Source organism: Pseudomonas flavocrustae, from assembly GCF_029872515.1.
In the GTDB taxonomy this organism is placed as follows: domain Bacteria; phylum Pseudomonadota; class Gammaproteobacteria; order Pseudomonadales; family Pseudomonadaceae; genus Chryseomonas; species Chryseomonas aestiva.
In genome coordinates this window covers 140,240-164,072 of record NZ_JAPDIQ010000002.1, presented here as the reverse complement: position 1 = coordinate 164,072, position 23,833 = coordinate 140,240, and the positions used below count along the sequence as shown (strand labels likewise).

At 62.8% G+C, this 23,833-nt stretch carries 25 protein-coding genes and 2 tRNA genes; 4 read left to right on the top strand and 23 right to left on the bottom strand.

The features are described from left to right. Positions 1-33 precede the first annotated feature (33 nt). The 9 genes from OMP44_RS05435 to OMP44_RS05395 form a co-directional block, all read right to left on the bottom strand. Positions 34-393 (bottom strand): RidA family protein, encoded by a 360-nt coding sequence (locus OMP44_RS05435; protein WP_027596893.1) that lies wholly within the window; start codon positions 391-393, stop codon positions 34-36. Continuing rightward, positions 354-1,520 carry an NAD(P)/FAD-dependent oxidoreductase gene (locus tag OMP44_RS05430; RefSeq protein WP_280306894.1) on the bottom strand — a complete coding sequence of 389 codons (1,167 nt, stop codon included), beginning with the start codon at positions 1,518-1,520 and terminating at the stop codon, positions 354-356. The genes OMP44_RS05435 and OMP44_RS05430 overlap by 40 nt, the downstream gene beginning before the upstream one ends. A 13-nt stretch (positions 1,521-1,533) precedes the next feature. Beyond that, positions 1,534-2,913, bottom strand: a complete 1,380-nt coding sequence (locus tag OMP44_RS05425) for an FAD/NAD(P)-dependent oxidoreductase (RefSeq protein ID WP_280306892.1) — start codon at positions 2,911-2,913, stop codon at positions 1,534-1,536. Next, the gene (locus tag OMP44_RS05420; RefSeq protein WP_280306891.1) at positions 2,910-3,257 is read right to left on the bottom strand and encodes a (2Fe-2S)-binding protein; all 348 of its coding nucleotides are present in this window, start codon (positions 3,255-3,257) and stop codon (positions 2,910-2,912) included. Before OMP44_RS05420 ends, OMP44_RS05425 begins: the two co-directional genes overlap by 4 nt. Next, positions 3,247-4,386: an NAD(P)/FAD-dependent oxidoreductase gene (locus OMP44_RS05415; RefSeq protein ID WP_280306889.1), complete on the bottom strand. Its 1,140-nt coding sequence runs from the start codon at positions 4,384-4,386 to the stop codon at positions 3,247-3,249. Before OMP44_RS05415 ends, OMP44_RS05420 begins: the two co-directional genes overlap by 11 nt. Next, the gene (locus OMP44_RS05410; RefSeq protein WP_280306888.1) at positions 4,383-5,180 is read right to left on the bottom strand and encodes an ABC transporter permease; all 798 of its coding nucleotides are present in this window, start codon (positions 5,178-5,180) and stop codon (positions 4,383-4,385) included. The genes OMP44_RS05415 and OMP44_RS05410 overlap by 4 nt, the downstream gene beginning before the upstream one ends. Positions 5,181-5,185: 5 nt before the next feature. Then, positions 5,186-6,058: an ABC transporter permease gene (locus tag OMP44_RS05405; protein WP_280306887.1), complete on the bottom strand. Its 873-nt coding sequence runs from the start codon at positions 6,056-6,058 to the stop codon at positions 5,186-5,188. Continuing rightward, the gene (locus tag OMP44_RS05400; RefSeq protein ID WP_280306885.1) at positions 6,045-7,118 is read right to left on the bottom strand and encodes an ABC transporter ATP-binding protein; all 1,074 of its coding nucleotides are present in this window, start codon (positions 7,116-7,118) and stop codon (positions 6,045-6,047) included. Before OMP44_RS05400 ends, OMP44_RS05405 begins: the two co-directional genes overlap by 14 nt. Before the next feature lie 232 nt (positions 7,119-7,350). Then, positions 7,351-8,424: an ABC transporter substrate-binding protein gene (locus OMP44_RS05395; RefSeq protein WP_280306884.1), complete on the bottom strand. Its 1,074-nt coding sequence runs from the start codon at positions 8,422-8,424 to the stop codon at positions 7,351-7,353. Between the two features lie 223 nt (positions 8,425-8,647). Between OMP44_RS05395 and OMP44_RS05390 the strand changes: the two genes are divergently transcribed. Together OMP44_RS05390 and OMP44_RS05385 are read left to right on the top strand one after the other, a co-directional pair. Further along, a complete protein-coding gene (locus tag OMP44_RS05390; protein WP_280306882.1) occupies positions 8,648-9,541 on the top strand; it encodes a LysR substrate-binding domain-containing protein in 894 nt (297 codons plus the stop codon). A gap of 526 nt (positions 9,542-10,067) precedes the next feature. After that, positions 10,068-10,319 (top strand): hypothetical protein, encoded by a 252-nt coding sequence (locus OMP44_RS05385; protein WP_280306881.1) that lies wholly within the window; start codon positions 10,068-10,070, stop codon positions 10,317-10,319. A gap of 413 nt (positions 10,320-10,732) precedes the next feature. Here the strand turns inward: OMP44_RS05385 and OMP44_RS05380 are convergent. From OMP44_RS05380 to OMP44_RS05335, 10 genes are all read right to left on the bottom strand, one after another. After that, positions 10,733-10,809, bottom strand: a tRNA-Pro gene (locus OMP44_RS05380). A 64-nt stretch (positions 10,810-10,873) separates the two neighbouring features. Then, positions 10,874-11,233 carry a MerR family transcriptional regulator gene (locus OMP44_RS05375; protein WP_007159195.1) on the bottom strand — a complete coding sequence of 120 codons (360 nt, stop codon included), beginning with the start codon at positions 11,231-11,233 and terminating at the stop codon, positions 10,874-10,876. Then, positions 11,214-11,516, bottom strand: a complete 303-nt coding sequence (gene ihfA / locus OMP44_RS05370; RefSeq protein WP_007159196.1) for an integration host factor subunit alpha — start codon at positions 11,514-11,516, stop codon at positions 11,214-11,216. Before ihfA ends, OMP44_RS05375 begins: the two co-directional genes overlap by 20 nt. Before the next feature lie 3 nt (positions 11,517-11,519). Beyond that, on the bottom strand, positions 11,520-13,898 hold the full coding sequence (gene pheT, locus OMP44_RS05365) for a phenylalanine--tRNA ligase subunit beta (RefSeq protein WP_280306877.1): 2,379 nt from the start codon (positions 13,896-13,898) through the stop codon (positions 11,520-11,522). A gap of 18 nt (positions 13,899-13,916) precedes the next feature. Further along, positions 13,917-14,918: a phenylalanine--tRNA ligase subunit alpha gene (gene pheS / locus OMP44_RS05360; RefSeq protein ID WP_017638834.1), complete on the bottom strand. Its 1,002-nt coding sequence runs from the start codon at positions 14,916-14,918 to the stop codon at positions 13,917-13,919. A 96-nt stretch (positions 14,919-15,014) separates the two neighbouring features. Then, positions 15,015-15,371 (bottom strand): 50S ribosomal protein L20, encoded by a 357-nt coding sequence (gene rplT, locus OMP44_RS05355; RefSeq protein ID WP_007159199.1) that lies wholly within the window; start codon positions 15,369-15,371, stop codon positions 15,015-15,017. Positions 15,372-15,401: 30 nt separating this feature from the next. Then, the gene (rpmI, locus tag OMP44_RS05350) at positions 15,402-15,596 is read right to left on the bottom strand and encodes a 50S ribosomal protein L35 (protein ID WP_007159200.1); all 195 of its coding nucleotides are present in this window, start codon (positions 15,594-15,596) and stop codon (positions 15,402-15,404) included. Positions 15,597-15,657: 61 nt separating this feature from the next. Continuing rightward, entirely contained in the window at positions 15,658-16,191 is a 534-nt protein-coding gene (gene infC / locus OMP44_RS05345) for a translation initiation factor IF-3 (RefSeq protein ID WP_158891979.1), read from the bottom strand. A 20-nt stretch (positions 16,192-16,211) separates the two neighbouring features. Beyond that, on the bottom strand, positions 16,212-18,134 hold the full coding sequence (gene thrS / locus OMP44_RS05340; RefSeq protein WP_280306875.1) for a threonine--tRNA ligase: 1,923 nt from the start codon (positions 18,132-18,134) through the stop codon (positions 16,212-16,214). Between the two features lie 206 nt (positions 18,135-18,340). After that, entirely contained in the window at positions 18,341-18,622 is a 282-nt protein-coding gene (locus tag OMP44_RS05335) for a hypothetical protein (RefSeq protein ID WP_158891983.1), read from the bottom strand. 405 nt (positions 18,623-19,027) lie between these two features. On the opposite strand from OMP44_RS05335, the gene OMP44_RS05330 reads away from it, so the two are divergent. Together OMP44_RS05330 and OMP44_RS05325 are read left to right on the top strand one after the other, a co-directional pair. Further along, the gene (locus OMP44_RS05330; RefSeq protein WP_280306873.1) at positions 19,028-19,735 is read left to right on the top strand and encodes a YfdX family protein; all 708 of its coding nucleotides are present in this window, start codon (positions 19,028-19,030) and stop codon (positions 19,733-19,735) included. A gap of 570 nt (positions 19,736-20,305) precedes the next feature. Continuing rightward, positions 20,306-21,475, top strand: a complete 1,170-nt coding sequence (locus OMP44_RS05325; RefSeq protein ID WP_187978832.1) for an MFS transporter — start codon at positions 20,306-20,308, stop codon at positions 21,473-21,475. 287 nt (positions 21,476-21,762) lie between these two features. Here OMP44_RS05325 and OMP44_RS05320 read toward each other — a convergent pair. The 4 genes from OMP44_RS05320 to OMP44_RS05305 all read right to left on the bottom strand — a co-directional run bounded on the left by OMP44_RS05320 (position 21,763) and on the right by OMP44_RS05305 (position 23,804). Next, positions 21,763-21,839 (bottom strand) — tRNA-Val (locus tag OMP44_RS05320). Positions 21,840-21,927: 88 nt separating this feature from the next. Further along, entirely contained in the window at positions 21,928-22,440 is a 513-nt protein-coding gene (locus OMP44_RS05315; protein WP_187978831.1) for a DUF2937 family protein, read from the bottom strand. Between the two features lie 18 nt (positions 22,441-22,458). Then, complete coding sequence (locus OMP44_RS05310; protein WP_158891991.1) at positions 22,459-23,232, bottom strand: class II glutamine amidotransferase; 774 nt, start codon at positions 23,230-23,232, stop codon at positions 22,459-22,461. A gap of 98 nt (positions 23,233-23,330) precedes the next feature. Then, complete coding sequence (locus tag OMP44_RS05305; protein WP_280306870.1) at positions 23,331-23,804, bottom strand: MFS transporter; 474 nt, start codon at positions 23,802-23,804, stop codon at positions 23,331-23,333. Positions 23,805-23,833: the final 29 nt, after the last annotated feature.

Below are 23,833 nucleotides of genomic sequence, written 5' to 3'. Positions count from 1 at the left end.
CGCACCGCCTCACACGAGCCGATGCGCCCTGCCTCACTCCGCCGCCGCGACGATGGCGATCTCGACCAGCAACTCCGGCGCCGCCAGCCTGGACTCCACCGTAGCCCGTGCAGGTGCCTGCCCTTCCGGGGCCCAGGCGTCCCACACCTCGTTCATGCCGGCGAAGTTGGCCTGGATGTCCGACAGCCACACCTGGGCGCTGAGGATGCGCGTCTTGTCCAGCCCGACCTTGGCCAGGTAGTCGTCGATCTTCTGCAGGACCTGCGCGGTCTGCCCCTTGATGTCCTGGGTGCGATCATTGGCCGTCTGGCCGCCGACGAAGGTGATGCCGCCCTTGTACTGGACGACGCGGCTCATGCGCTGGTTGGTTTCGATACGGGTAATGGGTTGCATATAGGCTCCTTGAGTGGCCTGGGGGTTGAGGAATCTCTGTGGAAGCGATCGATGGTGAAGGCCGCGAGATCGATGGGTGAAGACTCGTCGAGCACCAGCTGCGCGACGCGCTGGCCGGTGCCGAGGCTCATCTGGAAACCGCTACCGCAGTAACCGAACGAGTAGGTCAGGCCACTGGCGCGACTGCTGCCAGAGATGACGGGCAGGTCGTCTTCGGTGAAGGCTTCGATACCGGACCAGGCGCGGTTGATGCCCAGATGCCTGAGGTGGGGAAAGAGATCCGTCACCGTCTGGGCGCTGGTCACGAGCCGAGCGATATCGACTTCGCCGTGGCGCGCCTCGAAGTCCAGGGCACCGATCAGCTTGCCGCCAATGACCACCGTACCGTTGTCGAACTGCTTGAAGGACAGGGCGCGGCCGGTGGCGCCGAGTACCTGCCTGCAGAAGGGCGCCACCCGATGGGTCACCATCAGCATCAGGCCTTGCGGATAGGTGGGCACCGGCTCGCCCGCCTCGGCAGCCAACCGTCCCGCCCAGGCACCGGCCGTCACCACCAGCTGGTCCGCCGCGAACCGACCTTGGCGCGTCTCGACCTGCCAACGGGTGCCTCGCTGGGTGATGGACAGCGCAGGCGTCTGTTCATGCAGCACCATCCCCAGGCGCTCCGCTGCCTGCCGAACCGCGGTCACCACGCGGTAAGGCGTCGCGTAGCCATCGTCCGCCACCCAGATGCCGCCCACCACATGGGGCGCCACCGTCGGCAGGAGTTCGAAGACCTCCTGCCGATCAATGAGCACCTCATGGGTGAAGCCATGGGCCTGAAGTTCTGCGACTCGATCCCGACAGTCCTGCAGCTCTGCGTCGGTTTCGGCCAGCTTGAGCTGGCCGCTGGCGACGAAACTCGCGTCCGTCCCCAGCAGCGCCGGCAGGTTGTGCCAGAGTTCGCGGGACGCCAACGCCAGGGGGATTTCCGCCAGATGCCGGCCGAGCGTCCGCACTCCTCCGGCGTTCACACCGGAGGCATGCCGCCCGGCGTAGTCGGCTTCGAGCACGGTCACCCGCACGCCGCGCTGCGCAAGCTGCCAGGCCGTACTCAAGCCATGCAGCCCGGCGCCGATGACGATCACGTCCGCCGTCCTGTCAGCCACTGGCGAGCTCTCCCAGGGTAATGGGCTTGATCGGTGGCCGAATGCGGTAGTAACCCACCTCGTCGGGCGTGAGCCCACGCGACTTGGCGATGATCTCGGTGACGGTCAAGCCGCACATCCGTCCCTGGCAGGGACCCATGCCGCAGCGACCGAAGGATTTTGCCTGATTGGGCCCACTGCAGCCCAGCTCGACGAAGCGGCGGACATCGCCTGCCGTGACCTCTTCGCAGCGGCAGATGGTGACGTCGTCCCGGGCGGGAATGCGGTTCTCCTCGCGCGGGCGATACAGGGCATCGAGGAAGGGACGGATACGCAGGTTGCGCTCCAGCTCGGCGCGCAGGGGCGCAGCCTGGGCATCGCGCTGGGCCGGGGTGATCTGGCCGAGGCTACGCGCCAGCCCCAGCGCCGCGAGCTGCCCTTGCAACGCGGCCGCCTGGGCACCGCCAATCCCAGCGCCATCGCCGGCCACCGCGATGAAGGGCACATCGAGCGCGCCCCAGCCATCGGTTTCCGGGACGAAGCACAGCTGCGCATCATCCCAGCGATGCAGGGCCCTGAGCGCCTGGGTGAACTGGATGTTCGGCACCACGCCCTGGTGCAGCAGCACGGTGTTGGCCAACACCCGGTGTGCCTTCCCGTCGACGACGAAGCTGAGCGCCTGGGCCTGCCCTTCCCCCTCGACCTGTAGCTGCTCGGCGCCGGTGTAGTGCGGGACCTGGCCCTTGCGCAGGGCGCGCAACAGCGAGACCCCCTTGCGCAGGTAGGGCCAGGCCCGCAATGCCGCCAGCAGGTGCCTGCGTGCATTCCAGTAGTCCTCACGGCGACTGGTGTCCACCAGGGCCGCAATGGGGATGCCCGCCCTCAGGTATTGCCAGCCGAGCAGGTAGAGCAGCGGTCCGCAGCCGGCCAGCACCACCGGTCCCTGCGGACCGATGCCAGCGGTCTTGAGCAGGATCTGCGCGGCCCCGACGGTCATCACCCCGGGCAAGGTCCAGCCGGGAATGGGAAAGGGCCGCTCCATGGCGCCGGTTGCCAGCAGCACGGCCCTGGCAGCGAAGGAACGTACCCGTCCGTCCTTGAGGTAATGCACCTGACGCTCGCGGGTGATCTGCCAGACGGACGCTCCCGTCTCGTGGCGCACGGTCGTGCTCTTCACCGCCTCCGCCAAGTGAGCGCCGGCCGCATAATCCGGTCCGAGCAGCGAACGCCGTGCCGCTGAGGCGCTGGCGATACCGCGATAGATCTGCCCGCCGACCGCGGCCTGCTCGTCGAGCAGCACCACGGAAAGCCCCAGATCCGCCAGGGTTCGTGCCCCGGCCATGCCGGCAGGACCCGCACCGATGACGACGACGTCTATAGGTTCGAGATTCATGGCTGCACCTCCATCACCACGGGCTCGACGGCGATGAAGGGCAGCTCCCGGGCGCCCTGCTGCGAACGGATGCGCATGCCGTCGGCCGCCTCGATCAGGCAACTCTGGCGACTCGGCACCCCGTCGATCTCGACCAGGCATTCGAAGCACACGCCCATCATGCAATAGGGTGCACGGGCTTCACCGCCTACCGGTGAGGTGCGGAACCGACGTACGCCCGCCAGCAGCAAGGCGGCGGCAACCGTAAGACCGCTCGGCACCTGGAAGGCCTGGTCGTCGAAGGTCAGGGTGATGAGGCGACCGCCTTCAGCATCGATGCGGCGAAACAAGGAATCAGTGGGCATGGGAAAACACCTCCCCCGTGAGAAAACGTTCGCCAGCGAACACCGCCAGCTCGTCCGGCTGTTCACCGCCCCGTACCCAGGGCGCGATACGGGTCGCGTGCGCCGCGGCTAGGGTCACGCCGCTGTGGCAGGTGACGACGAAGGCACCAGGGTGCGACGCGGACTCCTGATAGATCGGATAGCCGTCCGGGCTCATGACGCGCAGCGCGCCCCAGGCCCGCACCAGGCGCACGTCAGCCAGCAGCGGAAAGGTGCTGACGCCGCGCTGGGCGATCCTGGCGAGCACATCGGTGGTGGTGAGGTCGTTGAAGCCGACCTCCTCCATGGAATCGCCAAGCTGCACACTGCCCTCGTCGGTCTGGCGCACATTGATCGTCGGGTAGTCCAGGAAGGGGCGAACCCGCTCACTGACCAATACCTGCCCACGATTCGGCGCGACCGGGGCATGCAGTCCGACCTGCTCCCCCAGCGGCCGATTGCCCAGGCCCGCCGCCAGCACCAGGCGCGGCGCGGTGAAGCGCTGACCGGGGGTGACCACGGTGAATTCGCCAGGCGCGGAATCGATCCGCTCGACCGGCATCCGCCCCAGTACCGTCGCCCCGTGGTGCTGTGCTCCCGCATGCAAGGCCCGCAGGAGCTTGAGCGGATTCACGTGGCCATCCATGGGTGTGTAGCTCGCCCCGACGACCTTGGGACCGATACCGGGCAAGCGTGCCCGCAGATCCGCCTGATCCAGCATTTCGAAGGGGTAATCGCCCAGGCCCGCCTGCATACCTGCCAGCCGCGCCTGGCGCTCCGCCAGCTCCTGCTCGGAAAAACACATGTGAAAGCCGCCGGGCTGCTTCAGGCGGACATCGACGTCCGTCTCCTTCAGCAGGTCCTCGGCCAGCCCGGTCCAGGCCAGCGCCGAGGAACGCGTCCAGCGGGAATATTCGAGGCGGTCGAAGCCCTTGCCCTGCACCCAGACCAGACCGAAGTTGCCCCGGGAGGCGCGGAAGGCGTCATCGCCCTGGTCGAGCACCAGCGTCCTGGTACCGGCCTTCGCCAGGCCATAGGCGACCGCCATGCCGACCAGTCCACCGCCAACCACGATGACCTCTGCCGAGGTGGATACGCTGCTGTCGTTCATTGCTTCTCTCCGATCAGCACCCGATCCAGGCCGACGAGCCGATCGAGCAGCAGCATCACCGCCAGGGTGCCCAGGATCAGCACCGTGGAGGCCGCCGTGATCAGGGGATCGATGGTCTGGGAGATCTGGTTGTACATGGCGACCGGCAAGGTCGTGGTGCCGGGTGTGGCGACGAAGACCGTCATGGTCAGCTCGTCGAAACTCTGGATGAAGGCGAGCAGCCAACCACCGACCACACCGGTGCGGATCCGCGGCAGGATCACCCGCCAGAAGGTCTGCAGCCGATTGGCGCCCAGGGACAGCGCCGCGTGTTCCGCATCGCGCTCCAGGCCGATGGTGGACGCCAGCGTCAGGCGCAAGGCATAGGGCAGCACGACGATGACGTGGGTGATGCTCAGCGCCCACAGCGAGCCGCCCACCTGGGCGAGGGAAAAGAAGCGCAGGAAGGCGATCCCCAGCACCACCGAGGGAATCATCAGCGGCGACATCAGAAAGCCGGTGATCGCCCCGCGTCCGGGAAAGTCGTAGCGACTGATCGCCAGCGCCGCGGGCACCGCGAGCAAGGTCGCGACCGTCGCCGACACCAGGCCCAGCTTGAGCGACAGCCAGAAGGCATCGAACATTTCCTGGTTGGCCCACAGCGCCTCGAACCAGCGCAGCGACAGGCCACCGGAAGGCAATGAAATGAAGCCTTCGCCGGTAAAGGACACCGCCATCACCACCACCAGCGGCGCGACGATGAAGGCGATGAACAGCGCATGAAAGGCAAGGGAGAAGAAACCGTTCCGGTACATGGCGATCACTCGAAGACGTGTTTGAAACGGCGCTCGGCCAACCGGCTGCAGCCCACCACGATCACCAGGTTGGCGATCAGCAGCAGTACCGCGATGGCGGCGCCCAGCGGCCAGTTCAGCGAACCGAGGAATTCGTCGTAGGCGGCCGTCGCCACCACCTTGAGGCGTCGTCCGCCGATGATCGCGGGGGTGGCGAAGGCCGAGGCCGCCAGGGCGAAGACGATGATCGAGCCCGAGAGGATTCCCGGCACGATCTGCGGCAGCACCACCCGCCTGAAGGTCGTCATCCGCGAAGCGCCCAGCGACAGGCCGGCCTGCTCCACCTGCAGATCGAGCTTTTGCAGGCTGGCCCAGACGGCGATCACCATGAAGGGCACCAGCACATGGGTCAGCGCCAGCACGACCCCGAACTGGGTGAACATCATGCGGATGGGAAAATCGATGACGCCCAGTGCCTGCAACGCCTGGTTGATCAGCCCGTTGTTGCCCAGCAGGATGGCCCACCCCAGGGTGCGCACCACCACCGAGATGAGCAGGGGTCCGAGCACCACGAGCAGGAACAGCGACCGCCAGGGTGCCCGCATGCGGGCGATGACGAGCGTCTCCGGCACGCCGATCAGGACCGAACAGACGGTCACCGCGAGCGCCATGCCGCCGGTGCGCAGGAAGATCTCGTGAAAATAGTCGTCGCCGAACACCTCCAGGTAGTTGGCCAGCGAGTACACGGGAATGACCCCCTTGGTGTCGCTGAACAGGTTCAACGACAGCATGGCCGTGAGCACCAGCGGCGCCGCCAGCAGGGTCAGGAACACGAGCAGCGCAGGCCCGGTCAGCAGCCAGGGGGCGCTACCAACACGCTCCGCATCATCGGTGGCCATAGGACACCTCCCGGCCGAGCAGGCGCAGGTCGTCGTCCAGCCAGGTCAGGCCCACCTCCTCCCCTTCCAGCGGCGGCGGCGCACCAAGATTCGGCTGCGTCAGATTCACCGGCCCCAGGGGGCTCTCGACACCGATCAGCCAGAGGTTGCCGAGGAACACCCGCATGCGCACCGTGCCGCGCAACCGGGCTTCGGCAGGATCGGCCAGGCGGATCTTTTCCGGCCGCAGGTAGACGTTTACATCGCCGTCGAACTGATGCCCCTCATGAGGGACGTGCAGCATCAGGCCATCGACCTTGACCTCGTAGCAGCGTGGCTTGCGGTTATGGACGGCGCCAGGGAAGGCATTGGTCTTGCCCAGGAAGCTCGAGGCGAAGGGCGACTGGGGCCGCTCGTAGATCTCGAACGGCGAACCGATCTGCACGATGCGCCCGCCGTGCATCACCGCGATGCGGTCGCTCATGGTCATCGCTTCAACCTGGTCGTGGGTGACCAGGATGGTGGTGATGCCGAGGTCGCGCTGGATGGCGCGCAACTCGATGTGCATGTCCTCGCGCAGCTTGGCGTCAAGGTTCGACATCGGCTCGTCCAGCAGCAACAGGTCCGGGCGGATCGCCAGTGCCCGGGCGATGGCCACCCGCTGGCGCTGCCCGCCGGACAATGCCTTGGGATAGCGTTCGCCCAGGCCCTGCAGCCTAACCATGTCGAGCGCCGACTTCACCAGCTCTGCCCTTTCGCTACGCGGGACACCGCGCATCTCCAGGCCGAAGCTGACGTTCTCGGCCACGGTCATGTGGGGAAACAGGGCATAGCTCTGGAACACCATCCCCAGTCCGCGCTTTTCCGGGCGGACATGGGTGATGTCACGACCGTCCAGCACGATGCGCCCGGCGCTGGGCTGTACGAAACCCGCAACACTTTGCAGCGTCGTGGTCTTGCCGCAACCCGAAGGGCCGAGCAGGGAAAGAAATTCGCCTTTCTCCACGGCCAGATCGAGTCCGGCAATGGCGGTGAAGTCACCATAGGTTTTGACGAGTCCGTCGAGGATCAGGAAAGCCATGGGCATGCCTCCGGCGATCACGAAGGCGTGATCGCTGTTCGTCCAAGGGAGGTTGGAGCGACCGATTGCTAGGGAAAAACCAGCCACTCGATCATCGAGCGAGGTAAAACCGGACGATGGCGAAATGGACGTGAGGGCCTGCTGCTACAGCGGGCGGAGGGATAGCCCGAAGCCGCCCTCCTCTCCACTCGCAATCCCGCTGTCACTTCATCGCCATCTGGCCGATACGCCACTATCGCTCGATGGTCCTGTTCCAGCGCGTCGTCCATTCGGAACGCTTCTGGTTGATGGTGTCCCAATCGACCTTGAGCAGGCTGTCGACCTTTTCCTGGCCGTAAGGCATACGGGAAGCCAGTTCTGGCGGCAGCTTCACGGTGCGATTGACCGGCGCGAAGCCGTTGCTTTCGGACTGGATCTTCTGGATTTCCGGCGACAGCACATACTGAATGAATTGCTGGGAGAGTTCGGACTGCGCATTGGGCGTGACGGAGCAGGCAGCGACCTGGAGGGCTACCGCGCCCTCCTTCGGATAGATGAACTTGAGCGGAAAGCCGGTGTTCTGCAGCGCCACCGCACGGCCACTGCCGTACACCGCCATGACCACATCGCCGTTCTGCATCATCCCGTCCATCTCGCCCGGGGCACTGACCCAGGCCAGCACGTTGGGCGCGATCTTCTTCTCGAACACCGCGAAACCCGGATCGATGTCTTTCTCGCCGCCGCCATTCAGCCGCGCCATCTCGATCAGCGAATGCAGGCCGTAGGTGTTGGTGATCGGCGGCATGCCCAGCAGCTGCCGGTACTTCGGATCTTCCAGATCGGTCCAGGACGTGGGGGCCGCCCAGCCGCGCTTCTTGAACGCTTCTTCGTTGTAGCCGATCCCGGTGGCAACCATACCTACCGCAGTCGCCTCGGGACTCAGACGCGCCAGGGGATACAGGTCCTGGTAGACAGGCGCATCCGTGAGCTTTTCGCAGAAGCCGAGCTGCAAAGCCTGGTACATGGGGCCGTCGTCCATCATGGCGACGTTGATCTGCTGCCGCCCTTTCTGGGCCTGCAGCTTGGCCAGCGTTTCAGTCGAGTTGCCCGATACATACACGACCTTGACCCCATGCGCCTTTTCGAAGGCGGGAATGACGCGGGTCTTGTACATCTGCTCTGTTGAACCGCCGACGCCCGCGACATACAGCGTCGTCTCGGCGTGAGCGGGAAGCGCCATGCCAGTGCCGGCAGCGGCCAACAGCAGCGCGGACAGACCCTGACGCAAGAAGATGGATGAGGTACGGACGAGATACGGACTGGTCACGGGCAATGCTCCCTTTTTTGCGTTGCGGCAGATCGAGAACGTCGTGAGGACACGACCGGAAGATCCATGCATCCGCCTCCGAGGACATCGCGGTAACCGCCATTCGGAAACGCTTTCTTTTTATGGGGCCATTTGGCTTGTGACCGAGTATTGTCAGCCTGAACCCATAGGGTCAAATACGAAGGTACGGGTTAAGTATTCATATTTGATATGGAGAGCTCTGTTGAATCTCAGACAGATCGAAGCCTTCCGCAGCGTGATGCGTCTAGGCTCCATGACCGCGGCCGCCGAAGCCCTGCACACCTCGCAGCCCAACGTCAGCCGACTGATCGCCCAGCTGGAATTGAGTACCGGACTCAAACTGTTCGAACGCGCGGGGGTACGGCTGATACCCACGAAGGAAGGCAGCGCCTTCTTCCAAGAAGTGGAACGGGCCTATGTGGGGCTGGACAGCCTGCGCCAGTCGGCCAAGAACATCCGCAACCTGGGTACCGGTCGCCTACGTATCGCGGCGGTACCCTCGACCGGCCTCACACTCATACCCCACGTGATCAAGGACTTCGTCGCGACCCGCCCAGAGCTGACCGTCTCCCTACACATGAACGCCTCCCCAACCGTAGTGCAGTGGGTGCAGTCTCAATTTTGTGATCTGGGCGTAGTAGTCCAGCCCAGCGACGCCGGCCCCCTGGAAACGCTGCTGATCACCCGGCTCCGCGCCGTCTGCGTTCTGCCACCAGGCCATCGACTGGCGGCGCAGGAAGTCATCAGGGCGCAAGATCTCCATGGTGAGAACTTCGTATCTCTCTGTCATGGCGACGGCACCCGCGAGCAGATGGACAGGGTCTTCGAACAGGCCGGTGTCGAACGCAAGCTCGCCGTGGAAGGCCAGTACAGCTCGATAACCTGCGAGATGGTCGCCGCCGGCATGGGCGCCGCCCTCATGAGCCCGAACGTTGCCCAGGATTTTCTGCACAAGGGCATCACTATCCACCGCTTCGAGCCTGAGCTGTTGTTTCCGGTCTACGTGGTTGCTCCCGCGGGGACAGGTCAAACGCCGCTGGCAACAGACTTTATTCAGGCATTACAAAAGCACTACGCAGCGCACTATCCACATTGAGGACTGATTTCAATACTTCTCTACTCACACGGTGGGAGCATCTTGGTCACCATCGTGAGTATCGCTAAGCGCACCAAGCTGCTTAATAAACCTCGCGTTGGTTCGCCATAAATAGTCCGCAGGATATGAGGTCATTCATTCGACTAACTGCGGCTATTGACCTATTCCGGCCTAGACGCCATAGACAGGCTGAGGGAGGGACAGCTTTAAACCCCTTCGTACATACGCCTCATAGCTGCACCCCCAACAGCCAGACGCTTGGTTCTGCAGCAGCACGCTCTTGGATGGGGCAAAGGCCGACGGCCGCGGCACAAAAATAGTAGGTACAAAATCAAGCGCCCTTGAGTAGCTGACTCCAATTGCAGTTGAGCTAGAGCGACCTAACACTCGTGGTTCGAACATCGAAGTACTGCAAAGCCCCGCAATCCGCGCATAAGGACGCTCAAAAAGATATTTGGCACCTGCTTCGCAGGCACTGGCCATCTCAATGACGGTCATAACCTTTGCACACATACGAGGAGACCACATGGCTATCAATGCAGAACTCAAAGCTGAAATCTTGCGCCGCCTGTATCACTCGCATCCGGAAGGCCTGGGTAACGAAATTCTCGACAACCATCATGGCGAAGAGGCCGTCATGGATGTCCTTCAGGACCTGCAAGAGCATGGACTTATCCAAAAAGGTCATCTTTCGGTAGACACGCAAGGACAGCGCTCTCTGATGCCGCCCGTAAAATTGACGTCCGCTGGGGCGGATGTAGCAAAGGACGTTGAGTGATCGGAAGAGCCCAACGCTATCGTTGGGCTCTTCTCCATCAGGCATGCTCATTTAGCAATAACAACTGATCGAACATGACCGACAAGTCGATAGCTACACGGATTTCAGGGCTACGTCCTGATTTGGCATCGATAGAACTAGGCTGTAGCAGAGGAAACAAGGTGTCGGCAGATGCAGCAGCACCAAGCCTCAGAGGCTCTTCTACACTGTCCGGACCGTCAAGATTTAGCAGAACTCGTTGCGCCCACAGGGTCGACTTGGCTACCAGCCGGCAGCCTAATATCAAAACTGAACGCTGGTAGCACCTAAGCGGGGTAGCCAGCTGGTTTTGCTCGGATTTTGATTCTGTTTTGATTGGAGCCTAGAAACGAAAAAGGCCCAAGCAACTAAGTGCTTGAGCCTTTTCGTTAATTTGGTCGGGACGGAGTGATTCGAACACTCGACCCCTTGCACCCCATGCAAGTGCGCTACCAGGCTGCGCTACGCCCCGACTGTGTTCCTCTAGGGAACGGCGTGCATCTTACTGCAACGCTTTGATTAATGGAAGCTTTTTTTCACTTCTTCAGTACGACGAGGACTTCTTCGAGTTCGCTGATCATCTGGCGGATGAGCTGGTGGTACTGCGAACCCTCGTCGCGGGTCTCGTCGCCCTGGGTGAGGCGCTGGCGCGCCCCGCCGATGGTGAAGCCTTCGTTGTACAGCAGTGAGCGGATCTGGCGGATCATCAGCACGTCGTGGCGCTGGTAGTAGCGCCGGTTGCCGCGGCGCTTCACCGGGTTCAACTGGGGGAATTCCTGCTCCCAGTAGCGCAGCACGTGCGGCTTGACCAGGCAAAGATCGCTCACCTCACCGATGGTGAAGTAGCGCTTGCCCGGTATGACCGGCAGTTCGTCGTTATGACTTGGTTCCAGCATAGGCCTCGACCCTGGCTTTGAGTTTCTGCCCGGGGCGGAAGGTCACCACACGGCGTGCCGTGATGGGTATCTCCTCCCCCGTCTTGGGATTGCGTCCGGGGCGCTGGCGCTTGTCGCGCAGGTCGAAGTTGCCGAAACCGGACAACTTGACCTGCTCGTTGCTTTCGAGCGCATGACGAATTTCTTCGAAGAACAGTTCGACCAATTCCTTGGCTTCACGTTTGTTCAGACCGAGCTCTTCAAACAGACGTTCGGCCATCTCAGCTTTCGTCAGGGCCCCCATGCGCTATTTCCTTAAGGTGGCGTTGAACCTTCTTTCCAGAGAAACGAGGATTTTCTGCGTCGTTTCGTTGACTTCTTCATCGGTTAATGTGCGCGATGGATGTTGCAAGGTCAAGCCGATGGCGACGCTTTTTCTATGTGGATCAATGCCTTTGCCTTGATAGACGTCGAACAGACGCAGCTCCTTGAGGCCTTCTCCGGCGTTTTCGCGGATGTCGGCCAGGAGGTCGCCTGCGGCGACGCTTTCGTCCACCACCAGTGCCAGGTCACGCCGCACTTCCGGGAAGCGCGACAGCTCGCCAAAGCGCGGCAGACTGCCAGTGGTCAGGGCATCGAGCACCAGCTCGAAGAGGAACACCGGACGATCCACGTCCAGTTCGCGCGCCACTTCCGGATGCAGGGCGCCCAGGTAGCCGACCGGCTGCCCTGCCCTTTCGATCAGTGCGGTCTGCCCCGGGTGCAAGGCCGGATGCTCGCCTGCGACGAAGCGGAAGTCGCTGCCTGCACCGGACTGCGCCAGCAGCGCCTCGACATCGGCCTTGACGTCGAAGAAGTCCACCGCCTCACGCCCGGACGACCAGCTCTCCGGCAGACGCGAACCGCAGACGGCACCCGCCAGGACGTTTTCCTGCACCAGGCCTTCCAGCTGACCGACGAATCTCAGCCCCGACTCGAACAGCCGGACGCGGTCCTGCTGACGGTTGAGGTTGTACTGCACGGCCTTGACCAGACCCGGCCACAGCGATGAGCGCATAGCGGCCATGTCGGTGGAGATGGGATTGGCCAGCATCACCGGCTGAGCCTCAGGGGCGAACAGACGGAAGGTCTTTTCGTCGATGAAGCTGTAGGTGATGGCTTCCTGGTAACCGCGGGCCACCAGCAGGCGACGCAGCTGGCTCAGCTCACCCTTGCTCTCGGGCAGGGGCTGCGGCGCCAGGCGGGCCTGAGGGAAACGGATCGGCAGCTGGTTGTAGCCATAGAGGCGCGCCAGCTCTTCGATCAGGTCCACTTCGATGCGGATATCGAATCTGTGACTGGGTACGCCCACCTGCCAGCGACCGGCCTCCAGGCGGGCCACGGCCAGGCCGAGGCCGCTGAGCAGACGCTCGACCTGGGCATCGTCCAGGGTCAGACCCAGGACGCGCTCGATGCGCTCGGCGCGCAGCAGGATCGGCTCGACCTGCGGCAGGTGCTCGGCGCTGACCGCCTCGATCACCGGTCCCGGCTCACCGCCAACGATGTCCAGCAGCAGGCGGGTCGCGCGCTCCATGGCCTTGCGCGCCAGCTCGAAGTCCACGCCCCGCTCGAAGCGGTGGGAGGAATCGGTGTGCAGGCCATAGGACCGCGCCTTGCCGGCGACGGCGATGGTGTCGAAGAAGGCGCTTTCCAGGAACAGGTCACGGCTACCGGCGGCCACACCGCTGTGCTCGCCGCCCATGACGCCGGCGATGGCCAGGGCGCGCTCATGGTCGGCGATCACCAGGGTGTCGTTGCGCAGTTCGATGTCCTGGCCATCCAGCAGCACCAGACGCTCGCCGGCATCGGCCAGGCGCACGCGGATGCCGCCCTTGATCTGGTCCAGATCGAAGGCATGCATGGGCTGACCCAGTTCGAGCATCACGTAGTTGGTGACGTCGACGGCGGCATCAATGCTGCGCACGCCACTGCGGCGCAGGCGCTCGACCATCCAGTCCGGCGTGGGACGGGACAGGTCGACGTTCTTGACCATACGACCCAGGTAGCGCGGGCAAGCCTGGGGCGCCAGCACCTCGACCGGACGGGTCTCCTGGTGCGTAGCCGCTACGGCCTCGACCTGCAAGGGCTCGACGGTGGCGTTGTACAGGGCACCTACTTCCCGCGCCAGACCGGCGATGGACAGGCAGTCGCCGCGGTTCGGGGTCAGGTCGACGTCGATGATGGCGTCATCCAGCTGCAGGTAGCTGCGAATACTCTCGCCCACCGGCGCGCCGGCCGGCAGCTCCAGCAGGCCGCTGTTGTCTTCGCTGATCTGCAGTTCGCTGGCCGAGCAGAGCATGCCGTGGGATTCCACGCCGCGCAGCTTGGCCTTCTTGATGGTGAAGTCACCGGGCAGCGTGGCGCCGACGGTGGCGAAGGGCACCTTCAGGCCCGCGCGCACATTGGGCGCACCACAGACCACCTGGAAGGATTCCTGACCGTTGCTCACCTGGCAGACATTGAGCTTGTCGGCATCGGGATGGCGCTCGACGGAGATCACCTCGCCGACGATGACGCCCTGGAAGCTCCCGGCCGCCGCTTCGACGCCGTCCACTTCCAGGCCGGCCATCGACAGCCGGGCAACCAGATCCTCGTGCGTAGCCGCAGGGTTCACCCAGCTACGCAGCCATTGTTCACTGAATTTCATAGGACTCCCGTCTGGCAGCTAGCGGAATTGCGCCAGGAAGCGCAGATCGTTGTCGAAGAAGAGGCGCAGGTCGTTGACCCCGTAGCGCAACATGGCCAGGCGCTCGGCGCCCATGCCGAAGGCGAAGCCCTGGTACTTCTCCGGATCGATGCCGGCCATGCGCAGGACATTGGGATGGACCATGCCGCAGCCCAGCACCTCGAGCCAGCGCGAAGCCGGTTCGCCATCGCGACTTGGGCGGCGGATGTCCACCTCGGCCGACGGCTCGGTGAAGGGGAAGTAGGAGGGACGGAAGCGGACTTCCAGCTCTTCCTCGAAGAACTCGCGCAGGAAGGTCACCAGGGTGCTCTTGAGATCGGCGAAGCTGACTTCCTCATCGATCACCAGGCCTTCGACCTGATGGAACATCGGCGAGTGGGTCTGATCGCTGTCGCAGCGATAGACACGACCTGGGCAGATGATGCGGATCGGCGGCTGCTGGCTCTCCATGGTGCGGATCTGCACCGGCGAGGTATGGGTGCGCAGCAGCATGTTGGCGTTGAAATAGAAGGTGTCGTGCATCGCCCGCGCCGGGTGGTGGCCGGGAATGTTGAGCGCTTCGAAGTTGTGGTAGTCGTCTTCGATCTCGGGACCGGTGGCGACGCCATAGCCGATGTTGGCGAACAGGCGCTCGATCCGCTCCAGGGTGCGGGTGACGGGATGCAGGCCACCGGAGGCCTGGCCGCGCCCGGGCAAGGTCACGTCGATGCGTTCCGCGGCGAGGCGAGCGGCCAGGGCGGCCTGCTCCAGCGTCGCCTTGCGGCTGTTGATTGCGTCCTGGACACGTTCCTTGGCGGCGTTGATCAGCGCGCCAGCCTGGGGACGCTCCTCCGCGGTGAGGTGGCCCAGGGTCTTCATGATCTGGGTCAGCTCACCCTTCTTGCCCAGGTAATTGACCCGGAGCTGTTCCAGGGCATTGGTGTCTTCGGTGTGCCGCACGGCCTCCAGTGCTTGGGAGACCAGCGCATCCAGGTTTTCCATCTAGGGACTCCAGATACAAAATAGGGGAAGAGCTATGAGGCTCTTCCCCTATTGATAACGTTGCTTCGCGCCAGAGACGCGAGATTGCCGGGGGGCTTAAGCCAGCGAAGCTTTAGCTTTCTCGACAATCGCAGCAAACGCCGCTTTTTCGTTCACGGCCAGATCGGCCAGTACCTTACGGTCGATCTCGATGGCCGCTTTTTTCAGGCCGGCGATCAGACGGCTGTAGGACAGACCGTTGATACGAGCACCAGCGTTGATACGAGCGATCCACAGAGCGCGGAACTGACGCTTCTTCTGACGGCGGTCGCGGTAGGCGTATTGGCCTGCCTTGATTACCGCTTGCTTAGCGACGCGGAAGACGCGCGAACGGGCACCGTAGTAGCCTTTTGCGAGCTTCAGGATTTTCTTGTGACGGCGACGAGCGATAACGCCACGCTTAACACGAGCCATGAGTAACTTCCTTTAAATTCTTAACCAGGATTAACGAAGGCGCAGCATGCGCTCGACCTTTTGGACGTCGGATGCATGCATCAGCGACGTACCGCGCAGCTGACGCTTACGCTTGGTGGTCATCTTGGTCAGAATGTGGCTCTTGAAAGCGTGCTTGTGCTTGATGCCACCAGCAGTTTTCACGAAGCGCTTCGCAGCGCCGCTTTTGGTTTTCATCTTTGGCATGTTCGGATACTCCGCATTGAGTGATTACGCATAACAGCAAGGCCTGCCAGTGCCCTGGTAGTTACTTTTTCTTCTTGGGGGCGATGACCATGATGAGTTGGCGTCCTTCCATCTTAGGATGCTGCTCAACGGCGCCGTGTTCGACGAGGTCAGCTTCGACCCGCTTCAACAGCTCCATGCCCAGCTCCTGGTGGGCCATCTCCCGGCCGCGGAATCTCAACGAGACCTTGGCCTTGTCCCCCTCGGTTAGGAAACGTACCAGGTTGCGTAGTTTTACCTGGTAATCCCCTTCTTCCGTCCCTGGACGAAACTTGATTTCTTTGACCTGAGCCTGCTTCTGGTTCTTCTTCGCCGCCGCGACTTGCTTCTTCTTCTCGAAGACGTGCTTGCCGTAGTCCATGATCCGGCAGACCGGAGGTAGGGCGTCGGCGGTGATTTCCACCAGATCCAGCTTGGCGTCTTCAGCAGCCTGCAGGGCCTCCTGGATGGAGACGATGCCTACTTGCTGACCATCGGCGCCAATAAGGCGAACTTCCCGGGCGGTGATATTTTCGTTGATCGGTGCCCGGGGTGCGGCTCGCTTGTCTTGTCTCATGTCACGCTGCTTGATAGTGATTACTCCGAATCTTGCCGGCCACGCCGGGAAACCGCTTGCGTGAGCAGCTCGCGGAAACGCTCGATGGGCATGGAGCCCAGGTCAACGCCTTCACGGGTACGCACGGCAACGGATCGTGTCTCAACCTCCCGGTCTCCGATAACCAGGAGATAGGGAACCTTGAGCAAAGTATGCTCGCGGATTTTAAAGCCGATCTTCTCGTTTCTCAAGTCGGCTTTGGCTCGGAAGCCCTCAGCGTTCAATTCGCCGACGACCTGCTGGGCAAAATCGGCCTGCTTGTCGGTGATATTGAGCACCACCGCCTGGGTCGGAGCGAGCCACGCCGGGAACAGACCGGCATAGTGCTCGATGAGCATGCCGATGAAACGCTCGAAGGAACCGAGGATGGCGCGGTGCAGCATCACTGGACGCTGACGGCTATTGTCCTCGGAGATGTAGCTGGCATCGAGACGCTCTGGGAGGTTCGGATCGTATTGCAGGGTACCACACTGCCATTGACGACCCAGGCAGTCCTTGAGGGTGAATTCGATCTTCGGCCCGTAGAAGGCGCCCTCGCCCGGCTGGTATTCCCAGTCCAGACCCGAGGCATCCAGCGCATCGGCCAGGGCCTTCTCGGCGCGATCCCACAGCTCTTCGGAACCGACGCGCTTGGCCGGCCGGGTGGAGAGCTTCATGATCACGTCGGTGAAACCGAAGTCGGCATAGACCTGCAGGGTCAGCTTGATGAAGTTGTCGGCTTCCTGCTTGACCTGCTCTTCCGTGCAGAAGATGTGGGCGTCATCCTGGGTGAAGCCGCGCACGCGCATGATGCCGTGCAAGGCACCGGACGGCTCATTGCGGTGGCAGGCACCGAATTCGGCCAGGCGCAGCGGCAGGTCGCGGTAGGACTTCAGGCCCTGGTTGAACACCTGCACATGGCAGGGGCAGTTCATCGGCTTGATCGCGAAGTCACGACTTTCCGAGGCCGTGGTGAACATGCCTTCGGCGTAGTTGGACCAGTGACCCGAACGCTCCCACAGAACGCGATCGACCACCTGGGGCGTCTTGATCTCCTGGTAGCCGTGGTCGCGCTGGACCTTGCGCATGTACTGCTCGAGCACCTGGTAGACGGTCCAGCCATTGGCGTGCCAGAACACCATGCCGGGCGCTTCTTCCTGCAGGTGGAAGAGGTCGAGCTGCTTGCCGATGCGGCGATGGTCGCGCTTCTCGGCTTCCTCGATGCGCTGGATATAGGCCGCCAGCTGCTTCTTGTCCGCCCAGGCGGTGCCATAGATGCGCTGCAGCTGTTCGTTCTTGGCATCGCCACGCCAGTAGGCGCCGGACAGCTTGGTCAGCTTGAACGCCTTGAGGAAGCGGGTGTTGGGCACGTGGGGGCCCCGGCACATGTCGACGTATTCCTCGTGGTAGTACAGGCCCATGGCCTGCTCCTCGGGCATGTCGTCGATCAGGCGCAGCTTGTACTCCTCACCCCGGGCCTTGAACACCTCGATGACCTCGGCGCGCGGCGTCACTTTCTTGATGACGTCGTAGTCCTTGTCGATCAGCTCGCGCATCCGAGTCTCGATGGCCGAGAGGTCATCGAGGGTAAAGGGACGCTCGAAGGCGATGTCGTAGTAGAAGCCTTCATCGATCACCGGACCAATGACCATCCTGGCGGTCGGGAACAGCTGCTTGACCGCATGACCCACCAGGTGGGCGCAGGAGTGGCGGATGATCTCCAGACCGTCCTCGTCCTTGGCGGTGATGATCTGCAGGTTGGCATCCTGCTCGATGAGATCGCTGGCATCGCGCAGCTGGCCGTCGACGCGACCGGCGATGGTGGCCTTGGCAAGACCGGCACCAATGGACTGGGCGACTTCGGCTACGGTGACGGGCTTGTCGAATGGACGTTGGCTACCGTCGGGGAGAGTAATGACAGGCATGGCGCCTCCTCAACTCAGTGGTGACCCATACCAAGGGCCACATGGTGGGATTGGCCAGTAAGCAGCCGCACCGCTGGAAATCCCGCCGCACAATGGCAGGGCCGCAAGGCATTCCGGGCGACGCGAAAGGATCACTGGAAAGTTTGGGACGGAAATCCTTTCAGAAACTGAGACCTAGCGCAACCTCGCAAGGGACTGCCGTCTCTCTAGCGGGCCGCGTCGGGGTACTTCTTGAGGAACTGCTTCTGCATTTCCTGACAGTTTTCCATCAGCGCCTGGCGATCGGCCGGCGAGGTGTCCGCGGCGTTGGCCCGCGCCAGGCACTGGTCGATGGCCTGCTGCTCGTTGGCGCGGCTGACCGGCGTCGCATTGTGGCGATAGACGTAGATGATGGAGCCGAAGACCACGACCGCGAACAGGATCGACAGCAGGATCAATCCCAGGCAACCACCCTTGCCGATCTGCCGGCCTTCACCACCCTGCGTCATCACTCGCTCCTCGCGGTAACGGGCCCTGCTCGCGCCTGGCGAAGCAACGAAGCCCAAGAAAAATCGTCCGTCAGTCTACGTGAAAACCCAGGGCCTCACGACCGAGGCAAGCGGTCACACCCCTATTCGAATGATCCACGGAAGATCGACGTGGACTTCCGAAAAGTTTTACCGCGCAAAACAAACTTATGCCGGACTCAATAAAACTCTTACCTGTATCAAGTACGGCAAGATCACCCAGATTTAGCCGCGCAAACTCGTTCAGCAATTATTCAAGAAAAGCCCCACCCTTATTAATCCAGTGTTAAGCGATACGGCGGAGTATCGATTCCAGGCACTGCAGAACCTGGTTCTGGTACCTGAGCGATAGCCTTACTTCAATTGCATATCCGCTGGAGGCAGCAAATGAACGTCAAGAATAAACTGGCAAAGAGCATGCTGGTCGTCGCCATCGTAGCCGCCTGCTCGTCTGCGGCCATCGCCGCGAACCAAGCCCCCTCGACAAACGAGCTGGGCAGCTTCCAGGCCCTGTCCACCCAGGGGCAACGGGCCTTCACCGACATCTCCGCGGCACGCCTGGAGCTCTTCCAGGGGCAAACGAAGCAAGCAGTGTCCCATGTCAAGGACGCCCAGCAGGCACTCAAACTTGCGCAGTCGGATAATACCGCGCTGAAAAAAGCCGCGAGTGAATTACAGGTCAAGGACAATCAGGGCAAGGCCGATACCAGTACCGCTGTAACCTCCTGGCTACCTATCTGGGGCGATACCGTGGTGCAGGACAGTTATATGGCCAGCCCGCAGAAGGTTAAGGCAGTGGCCGATGCCAATAACAAACTCAAACATGGCGACGCCAAGGGTGCTGCCGAAACTCTGCGCCTGGCCGATGTGGATATCGATACGGCCATCGCCCTGGCACCGCTCAAGCAGACCATGACAGACGTCGACCAGGCGGCCAAGCAACTGGCCAGCGACAAGTTCTATGAGGCCAACCTGACGCTCAAGCAGGTTCAGGATGGCGTGCGCTACGCTTCGACGACCCTGGACTTCACGGCGAACAAGCACGGGCTGCAGCCGGCGGGCTCCTTCACCGAGACCGTCACCCCGAGCAGCTAATGGCTTTTGACGCACAACAGGGCGATCGCAAGGTCGCCCGTTAAACGACTCCATGCCCGGCAAGTCCGCCTCGATCACGGCGTACAGCACAGGCAAACACGAAAAGGGCGATCTTTCGGATCGTCCTTTCTATTACCCGCCACCGATGGGAATTTCGTTTTGCCAGGTCCAGCTGACCCCAAACCCATCTCCCTCCCCGCATGAGCCTTGACGAAACCTGTCCACAGCCGCCGGCACCTAAAACTTCAAGGCGCCAGACATGGGCTGCCGGTGCAGGAAAGGCAGTCGGTGTGCAGATGACACCCAGGCCTGTTGGCGTGTTGACGCTCCGCTCCGCCCATCGATCCGCACGAGCCTTCATCTCCCCTTCTCCACAGGCAGAGCTACCAGGTCCTACCGATACCTCCGCCAGGCGGCTGCCAACGCTCGGATCAAACATGGTCATCCAGCTCTGCGCATATCGTCCTGAAATGCACGATTGTGCGTAATCTTGCTTAATCATGCATGATCAGCTAACACTGGTATGAGGTGTGATTACCCCTACTGCCGTCTTATTTCGGAGCCTCTCCAATGCAACATGTGCAACTCGCTGCCCAACAGCCTTCGGGAGCGATCGAGCAATGGGCGACTCGCGCCGGCTTCCTCATTGCGGGTTCGGCCATGGCCGCGTGGGCACCCCTGGTGCCCGTCGCCAAGGCGAGGATCGGCGCCGATGATTCGACGCTTGGCCTCCTGCTGCTTTGCCTGGGCCTGGGATCCATTGTCGCGATGCCCATCGTCGGCATCCTCGCCAGCCGCTTCGGATGCCGTGCGGTGATCGCGACCAGCTCGGTGGCACTGGCGCTGGTGCTGCCGCTGCTTGCGGTCGCCGATTCGCTTCTCGGCATGGCCATAGCCCTGGCCCTGTTCGGGGCCAGCGTTGGCGCTCTGGATGTCGCAATCAACATCCAGGCCGTGATGGTCGAGAAGGACAGCGGGCGCAACATGATGTCCGGCTTCCACGGCCTGTTCAGTGTCGGCGGGATCGTCGGCGCCGGCGGCATGAGCGTTCTGCTGGGGGCTGGAATCCAACCGCTGGTTGCGACCCTGGTGTTCAGCGCGTTGTTGATCCTTCTCCTCGCGGCCTCAATCAAGGGTCTGCTGCCCTACGGCAATCATGACGCCGGGCATACTCCGCTGTTCACGTTGCCGCGCGGGATCGTCGCCTTCATCGGCCTGCTCTGTTTTCTGATTTTTCTCGGCGAAGGCGCGATCCTGGACTGGAGCGCCCTGTTCCTGATCGATGCGCATGGTGTAGAGCCGGCGCAGGCCGGCTTCGGTTACACGGTATTCGCGCTGGCGATGACCATCGGCCGCCTGACCGGCGACTGGATCGTGAAGACGCTGGGCGGCCTGAAAGTGGTCGTAGGCGGCGGTCTACTCGCCGCGGCAGGCTTCCTGATGGCGGTCTTGGCACCTACCCAGCCCCTTGCCTTCGCAGGCTTTCTGCTGGTTGGCCTCGGGGCGTCCAACATCGTCCCCGTGCTCTTCAGTGCCGCCGGAAGGCAGACCCGGATGCCCGCAAGCCACGCCATTGCAGCGATCACCACAATCGGCTACGCCGGCATTCTCTTTGGCCCGGCCGCCATCGGCTTCGTAGCGCAGCATTGGAGCCTGAGTGCCGCGCTGCTGCTGGTGGGTGGCGGGATGGCATTCGTGGCGCTCACATGGCCGATGACTGCCCGGCAGCGAGACGCCTAGCACCTCGCCTTCTTGGGGGCAAAGACCCTGGCCCAGCAGCACGCCGTTGGAATGACTCAGGTCATGAAGCATGCCGAGCAGCAGCGCCAGCGGCTTGCCGAGAGGGCCTAGTGGCTACTCAAGGGCAGCTGCGACGGTGGAATGGCGGTGCCGCGCTATTAATCATCAGCCCAAATCGCCAGGACGGATCTGAAGTCCTGACCACTTTGCTAATCCACCCCCAAACGAAAAAAGGCGACCCTTTCGGATCGCCTTTTTTCTTACCCGCCAGCAGTGCGGGTTTTGTTTGGTAGGCACGATTGGATTCGAACCAACGACCCCCACCATGTCAAGGTGGTGCTCTAACCAACTGAGCTACGTGCCTGCTGTGGGTGCGCATTCTACAGCGCGGGACTTTAGCGTCAAGCCCTTTTTTCAGCTAAACGCCTGAAAACGTGAAATTTTTTTGAAGGCTAGGACACCCGCCGGGCGGGACGCCGCGGATAGAGCAGGATAGAAAGCCAGAGCGCGAGGGTTTCCACCGTCACCGCCAAAGCCAATCCCAGCCCTATTCCCCAGCCGATGGCTTCGGGGGTAAGCACCACCTGATAGCGATACTGCTGCAGGGTCTCGTCGCGCAGTTCGCTGTTGGGCGACACCAGGATGTGCCAGGCCCGCTGGTACCAGGGCCCCTGCAGCGCCTGCCACTCTTCGTTGAACAGCGCATTACGACGTATCAGTATGCCGAGACTGTCGGCATCGCTGCGAAAGACCGGATCGTCACTGGCCTGGTAATGCGCCAACAGACCCTCGAGACTGCCCTCGAAGTACTGCTGCGCGGTCCGTCTGAAACCGCTCAGGGCCTGATCGGACTCCAGGCGATGGGCATCCACGCGCTGCTCGTAGTCGAGCATGAAGCCGGGAATCTGTACCCCTACCAGCAAGGCCAGGGTAAACAACAGCAGACGAATATAACTGCGCAGCATCGTGGTGTGGCTTCCTGTCTAGACGCGGCCCTGGGAGACGATCTCGCCATCCCACCAGAGATGCCATTCCCCTGGCTGGTGCAGGGTCCAGACCTCGTCGGAGGTCAACGGCTCGGTGGCGATGATGGTGACGACGTCGTTGGGCGAGGTCTCGGCCTTGAAGTCGATGTGGACTTCCGCATCGCGCAACTGGGCCGGACCGAAGGGGGCGCGGCGGGTGATATGGGCCAGCTTGGTGGTGCAGAAGCTGAACAGCCAGTCGCCGTCGCTGAGCAGGCAGTTGAAGACGCCCTTCTTGCGAAAGCCATCGCAGGCATTCACCAGCTGCGGCAACAGCATCTCCACCGGGACGGGTTCGGGAAAGCGCTCGCGGACCTGATCCAGCAGGCTGCAAAAGGCCGTCTCGCTGTCGGTATCGCCCACCGGCCGGTAGAAGCGCGGCTCGGGATGGAAATCCTGCAGCTGGCCGTTATGGGCAAAGCTCCAGTAGCGTCCACCCAGTTCCCGCACGAAGGGATGGGTGTTGGCCAGATTGACCGACCCGACGTTGGCGTGACGGATATGGCCGATCACCGTATGGCTCTTGATCGGGTAGCCCTGGACCAGCTTGGCCACCTCGGAATCGGCGCCTGGCAGGGCATCCTTGAACAGGTGCAGTCCCCTGCCCTCGTAGAAGGCCACGCCCCAGCCATCCCGATGCGGACCGGTGCGGCCGCCGCGCTGCATGAGGCCCTGGAGACTGAAGACCAGATCCGTGGGCACGTTGGCACTCATGCCCAGCAATTCGCACATGTCCGTCCCTCCGGGGTGGCTGCCTGGTTCAACGGCGGCTGCAGCCGCTGCCCTTCGCCAGCATGCTGAAGGGGTCACGCCCCGGGCGCAAGCCTGGATTACAGGCGGGGTTCGACGCGCTCGCCACGTCCCCGGGGTTCGCGGCGCTCGACCGGGGCTGCCGGGGCCCGCGGGGCCACCGGCGATTCCGGTTGCGGATCATCCGTCGGCGCTGCCGCGGCGACCGGGGCGGGACGCGGATGGGAGCGCCGGTACAGCCAGCGACAGAGAACGAAGATCAGGTAGAGCACCACGGCGATGGTGCCGGCTGCGGCCAGGTTGGCCACGGCCGACCAGGCGCTGTTGCCCACCTTGAACACCAGATCCAGCACCGTCACGGCGATCGCCGGCGCATAGAGGCCGTGCTCGGCATCCACCAGGGCCGGCGTCACCAGCAGCACGGCCACCACCAGCCGGATGGGTTCGCGCAGCCAGCGCCAGAGCCAGCCGGTGGCCTTGAAAGACACCACCAACAGCAGCAGCGCGGCGATGGCGTAGACGGCCCAGGCGATCAGGTACTCTTGCTCGGTCATTGCGATCCATGGCGATAGCGGAAAGGAGA

Excerpts from the sequence above, each read along its gene's own strand:
- OMP44_RS05435 (WP_027596893.1), bottom strand. The coding sequence starts at position 393 with ATGCAACCCATTACCCGTATCGAAACCAACCAGCGCATGAGCCGCGTC.
- OMP44_RS05425 (WP_280306892.1), bottom strand. The coding sequence starts at position 2,913 with ATGAATCTCGAACCTATAGACGTCGTCGTCATCGGTGCGGGTCCTGCC.
- OMP44_RS05420 (WP_280306891.1), bottom strand. The coding sequence starts at position 3,257 with ATGCCCACTGATTCCTTGTTTCGCCGCATCGATGCTGAAGGCGGTCGC.
- OMP44_RS05415 (WP_280306889.1), bottom strand. The coding sequence starts at position 4,386 with ATGAACGACAGCAGCGTATCCACCTCGGCAGAGGTCATCGTGGTTGGC.
- OMP44_RS05410 (WP_280306888.1), bottom strand. The coding sequence starts at position 5,180 with ATGTACCGGAACGGTTTCTTCTCCCTTGCCTTTCATGCGCTGTTCATC.
- OMP44_RS05405 (WP_280306887.1), bottom strand. The coding sequence starts at position 6,058 with ATGGCCACCGATGATGCGGAGCGTGTTGGTAGCGCCCCCTGGCTGCTG.
- OMP44_RS05400 (WP_280306885.1), bottom strand. The coding sequence starts at position 7,118 with ATGGCTTTCCTGATCCTCGACGGACTCGTCAAAACCTATGGTGACTTC.
- OMP44_RS05385 (WP_280306881.1), top strand. The coding sequence starts at position 10,068 with ATGGCTATCAATGCAGAACTCAAAGCTGAAATCTTGCGCCGCCTGTAT.
- OMP44_RS05375 (WP_007159195.1), bottom strand. The coding sequence starts at position 11,233 with ATGCTGGAACCAAGTCATAACGACGAACTGCCGGTCATACCGGGCAAG.
- ihfA (WP_007159196.1), bottom strand. The coding sequence starts at position 11,516 with ATGGGGGCCCTGACGAAAGCTGAGATGGCCGAACGTCTGTTTGAAGAG.
- pheT (WP_280306877.1), bottom strand. The coding sequence starts at position 13,898 with ATGAAATTCAGTGAACAATGGCTGCGTAGCTGGGTGAACCCTGCGGCT.
- pheS (WP_017638834.1), bottom strand. The coding sequence starts at position 14,918 with ATGGAAAACCTGGATGCGCTGGTCTCCCAAGCACTGGAGGCCGTGCGG.
- rplT (WP_007159199.1), bottom strand. The coding sequence starts at position 15,371 with ATGGCTCGTGTTAAGCGTGGCGTTATCGCTCGTCGCCGTCACAAGAAA.
- rpmI (WP_007159200.1), bottom strand. The coding sequence starts at position 15,596 with ATGCCAAAGATGAAAACCAAAAGCGGCGCTGCGAAGCGCTTCGTGAAA.
- infC (WP_158891979.1), bottom strand. The coding sequence starts at position 16,191 with ATGAGACAAGACAAGCGAGCCGCACCCCGGGCACCGATCAACGAAAAT.
- thrS (WP_280306875.1), bottom strand. The coding sequence starts at position 18,134 with ATGCCTGTCATTACTCTCCCCGACGGTAGCCAACGTCCATTCGACAAG.
- OMP44_RS05335 (WP_158891983.1), bottom strand. The coding sequence starts at position 18,622 with ATGACGCAGGGTGGTGAAGGCCGGCAGATCGGCAAGGGTGGTTGCCTG.
- OMP44_RS05330 (WP_280306873.1), top strand. The coding sequence starts at position 19,028 with ATGAACGTCAAGAATAAACTGGCAAAGAGCATGCTGGTCGTCGCCATC.
- OMP44_RS05325 (WP_187978832.1), top strand. The coding sequence starts at position 20,306 with ATGCAACATGTGCAACTCGCTGCCCAACAGCCTTCGGGAGCGATCGAG.
- OMP44_RS05315 (WP_187978831.1), bottom strand. The coding sequence starts at position 22,440 with ATGCTGCGCAGTTATATTCGTCTGCTGTTGTTTACCCTGGCCTTGCTG.
- OMP44_RS05310 (WP_158891991.1), bottom strand. The coding sequence starts at position 23,232 with ATGTGCGAATTGCTGGGCATGAGTGCCAACGTGCCCACGGATCTGGTC.
- OMP44_RS05305 (WP_280306870.1), bottom strand. The coding sequence starts at position 23,804 with ATGACCGAGCAAGAGTACCTGATCGCCTGGGCCGTCTACGCCATCGCC.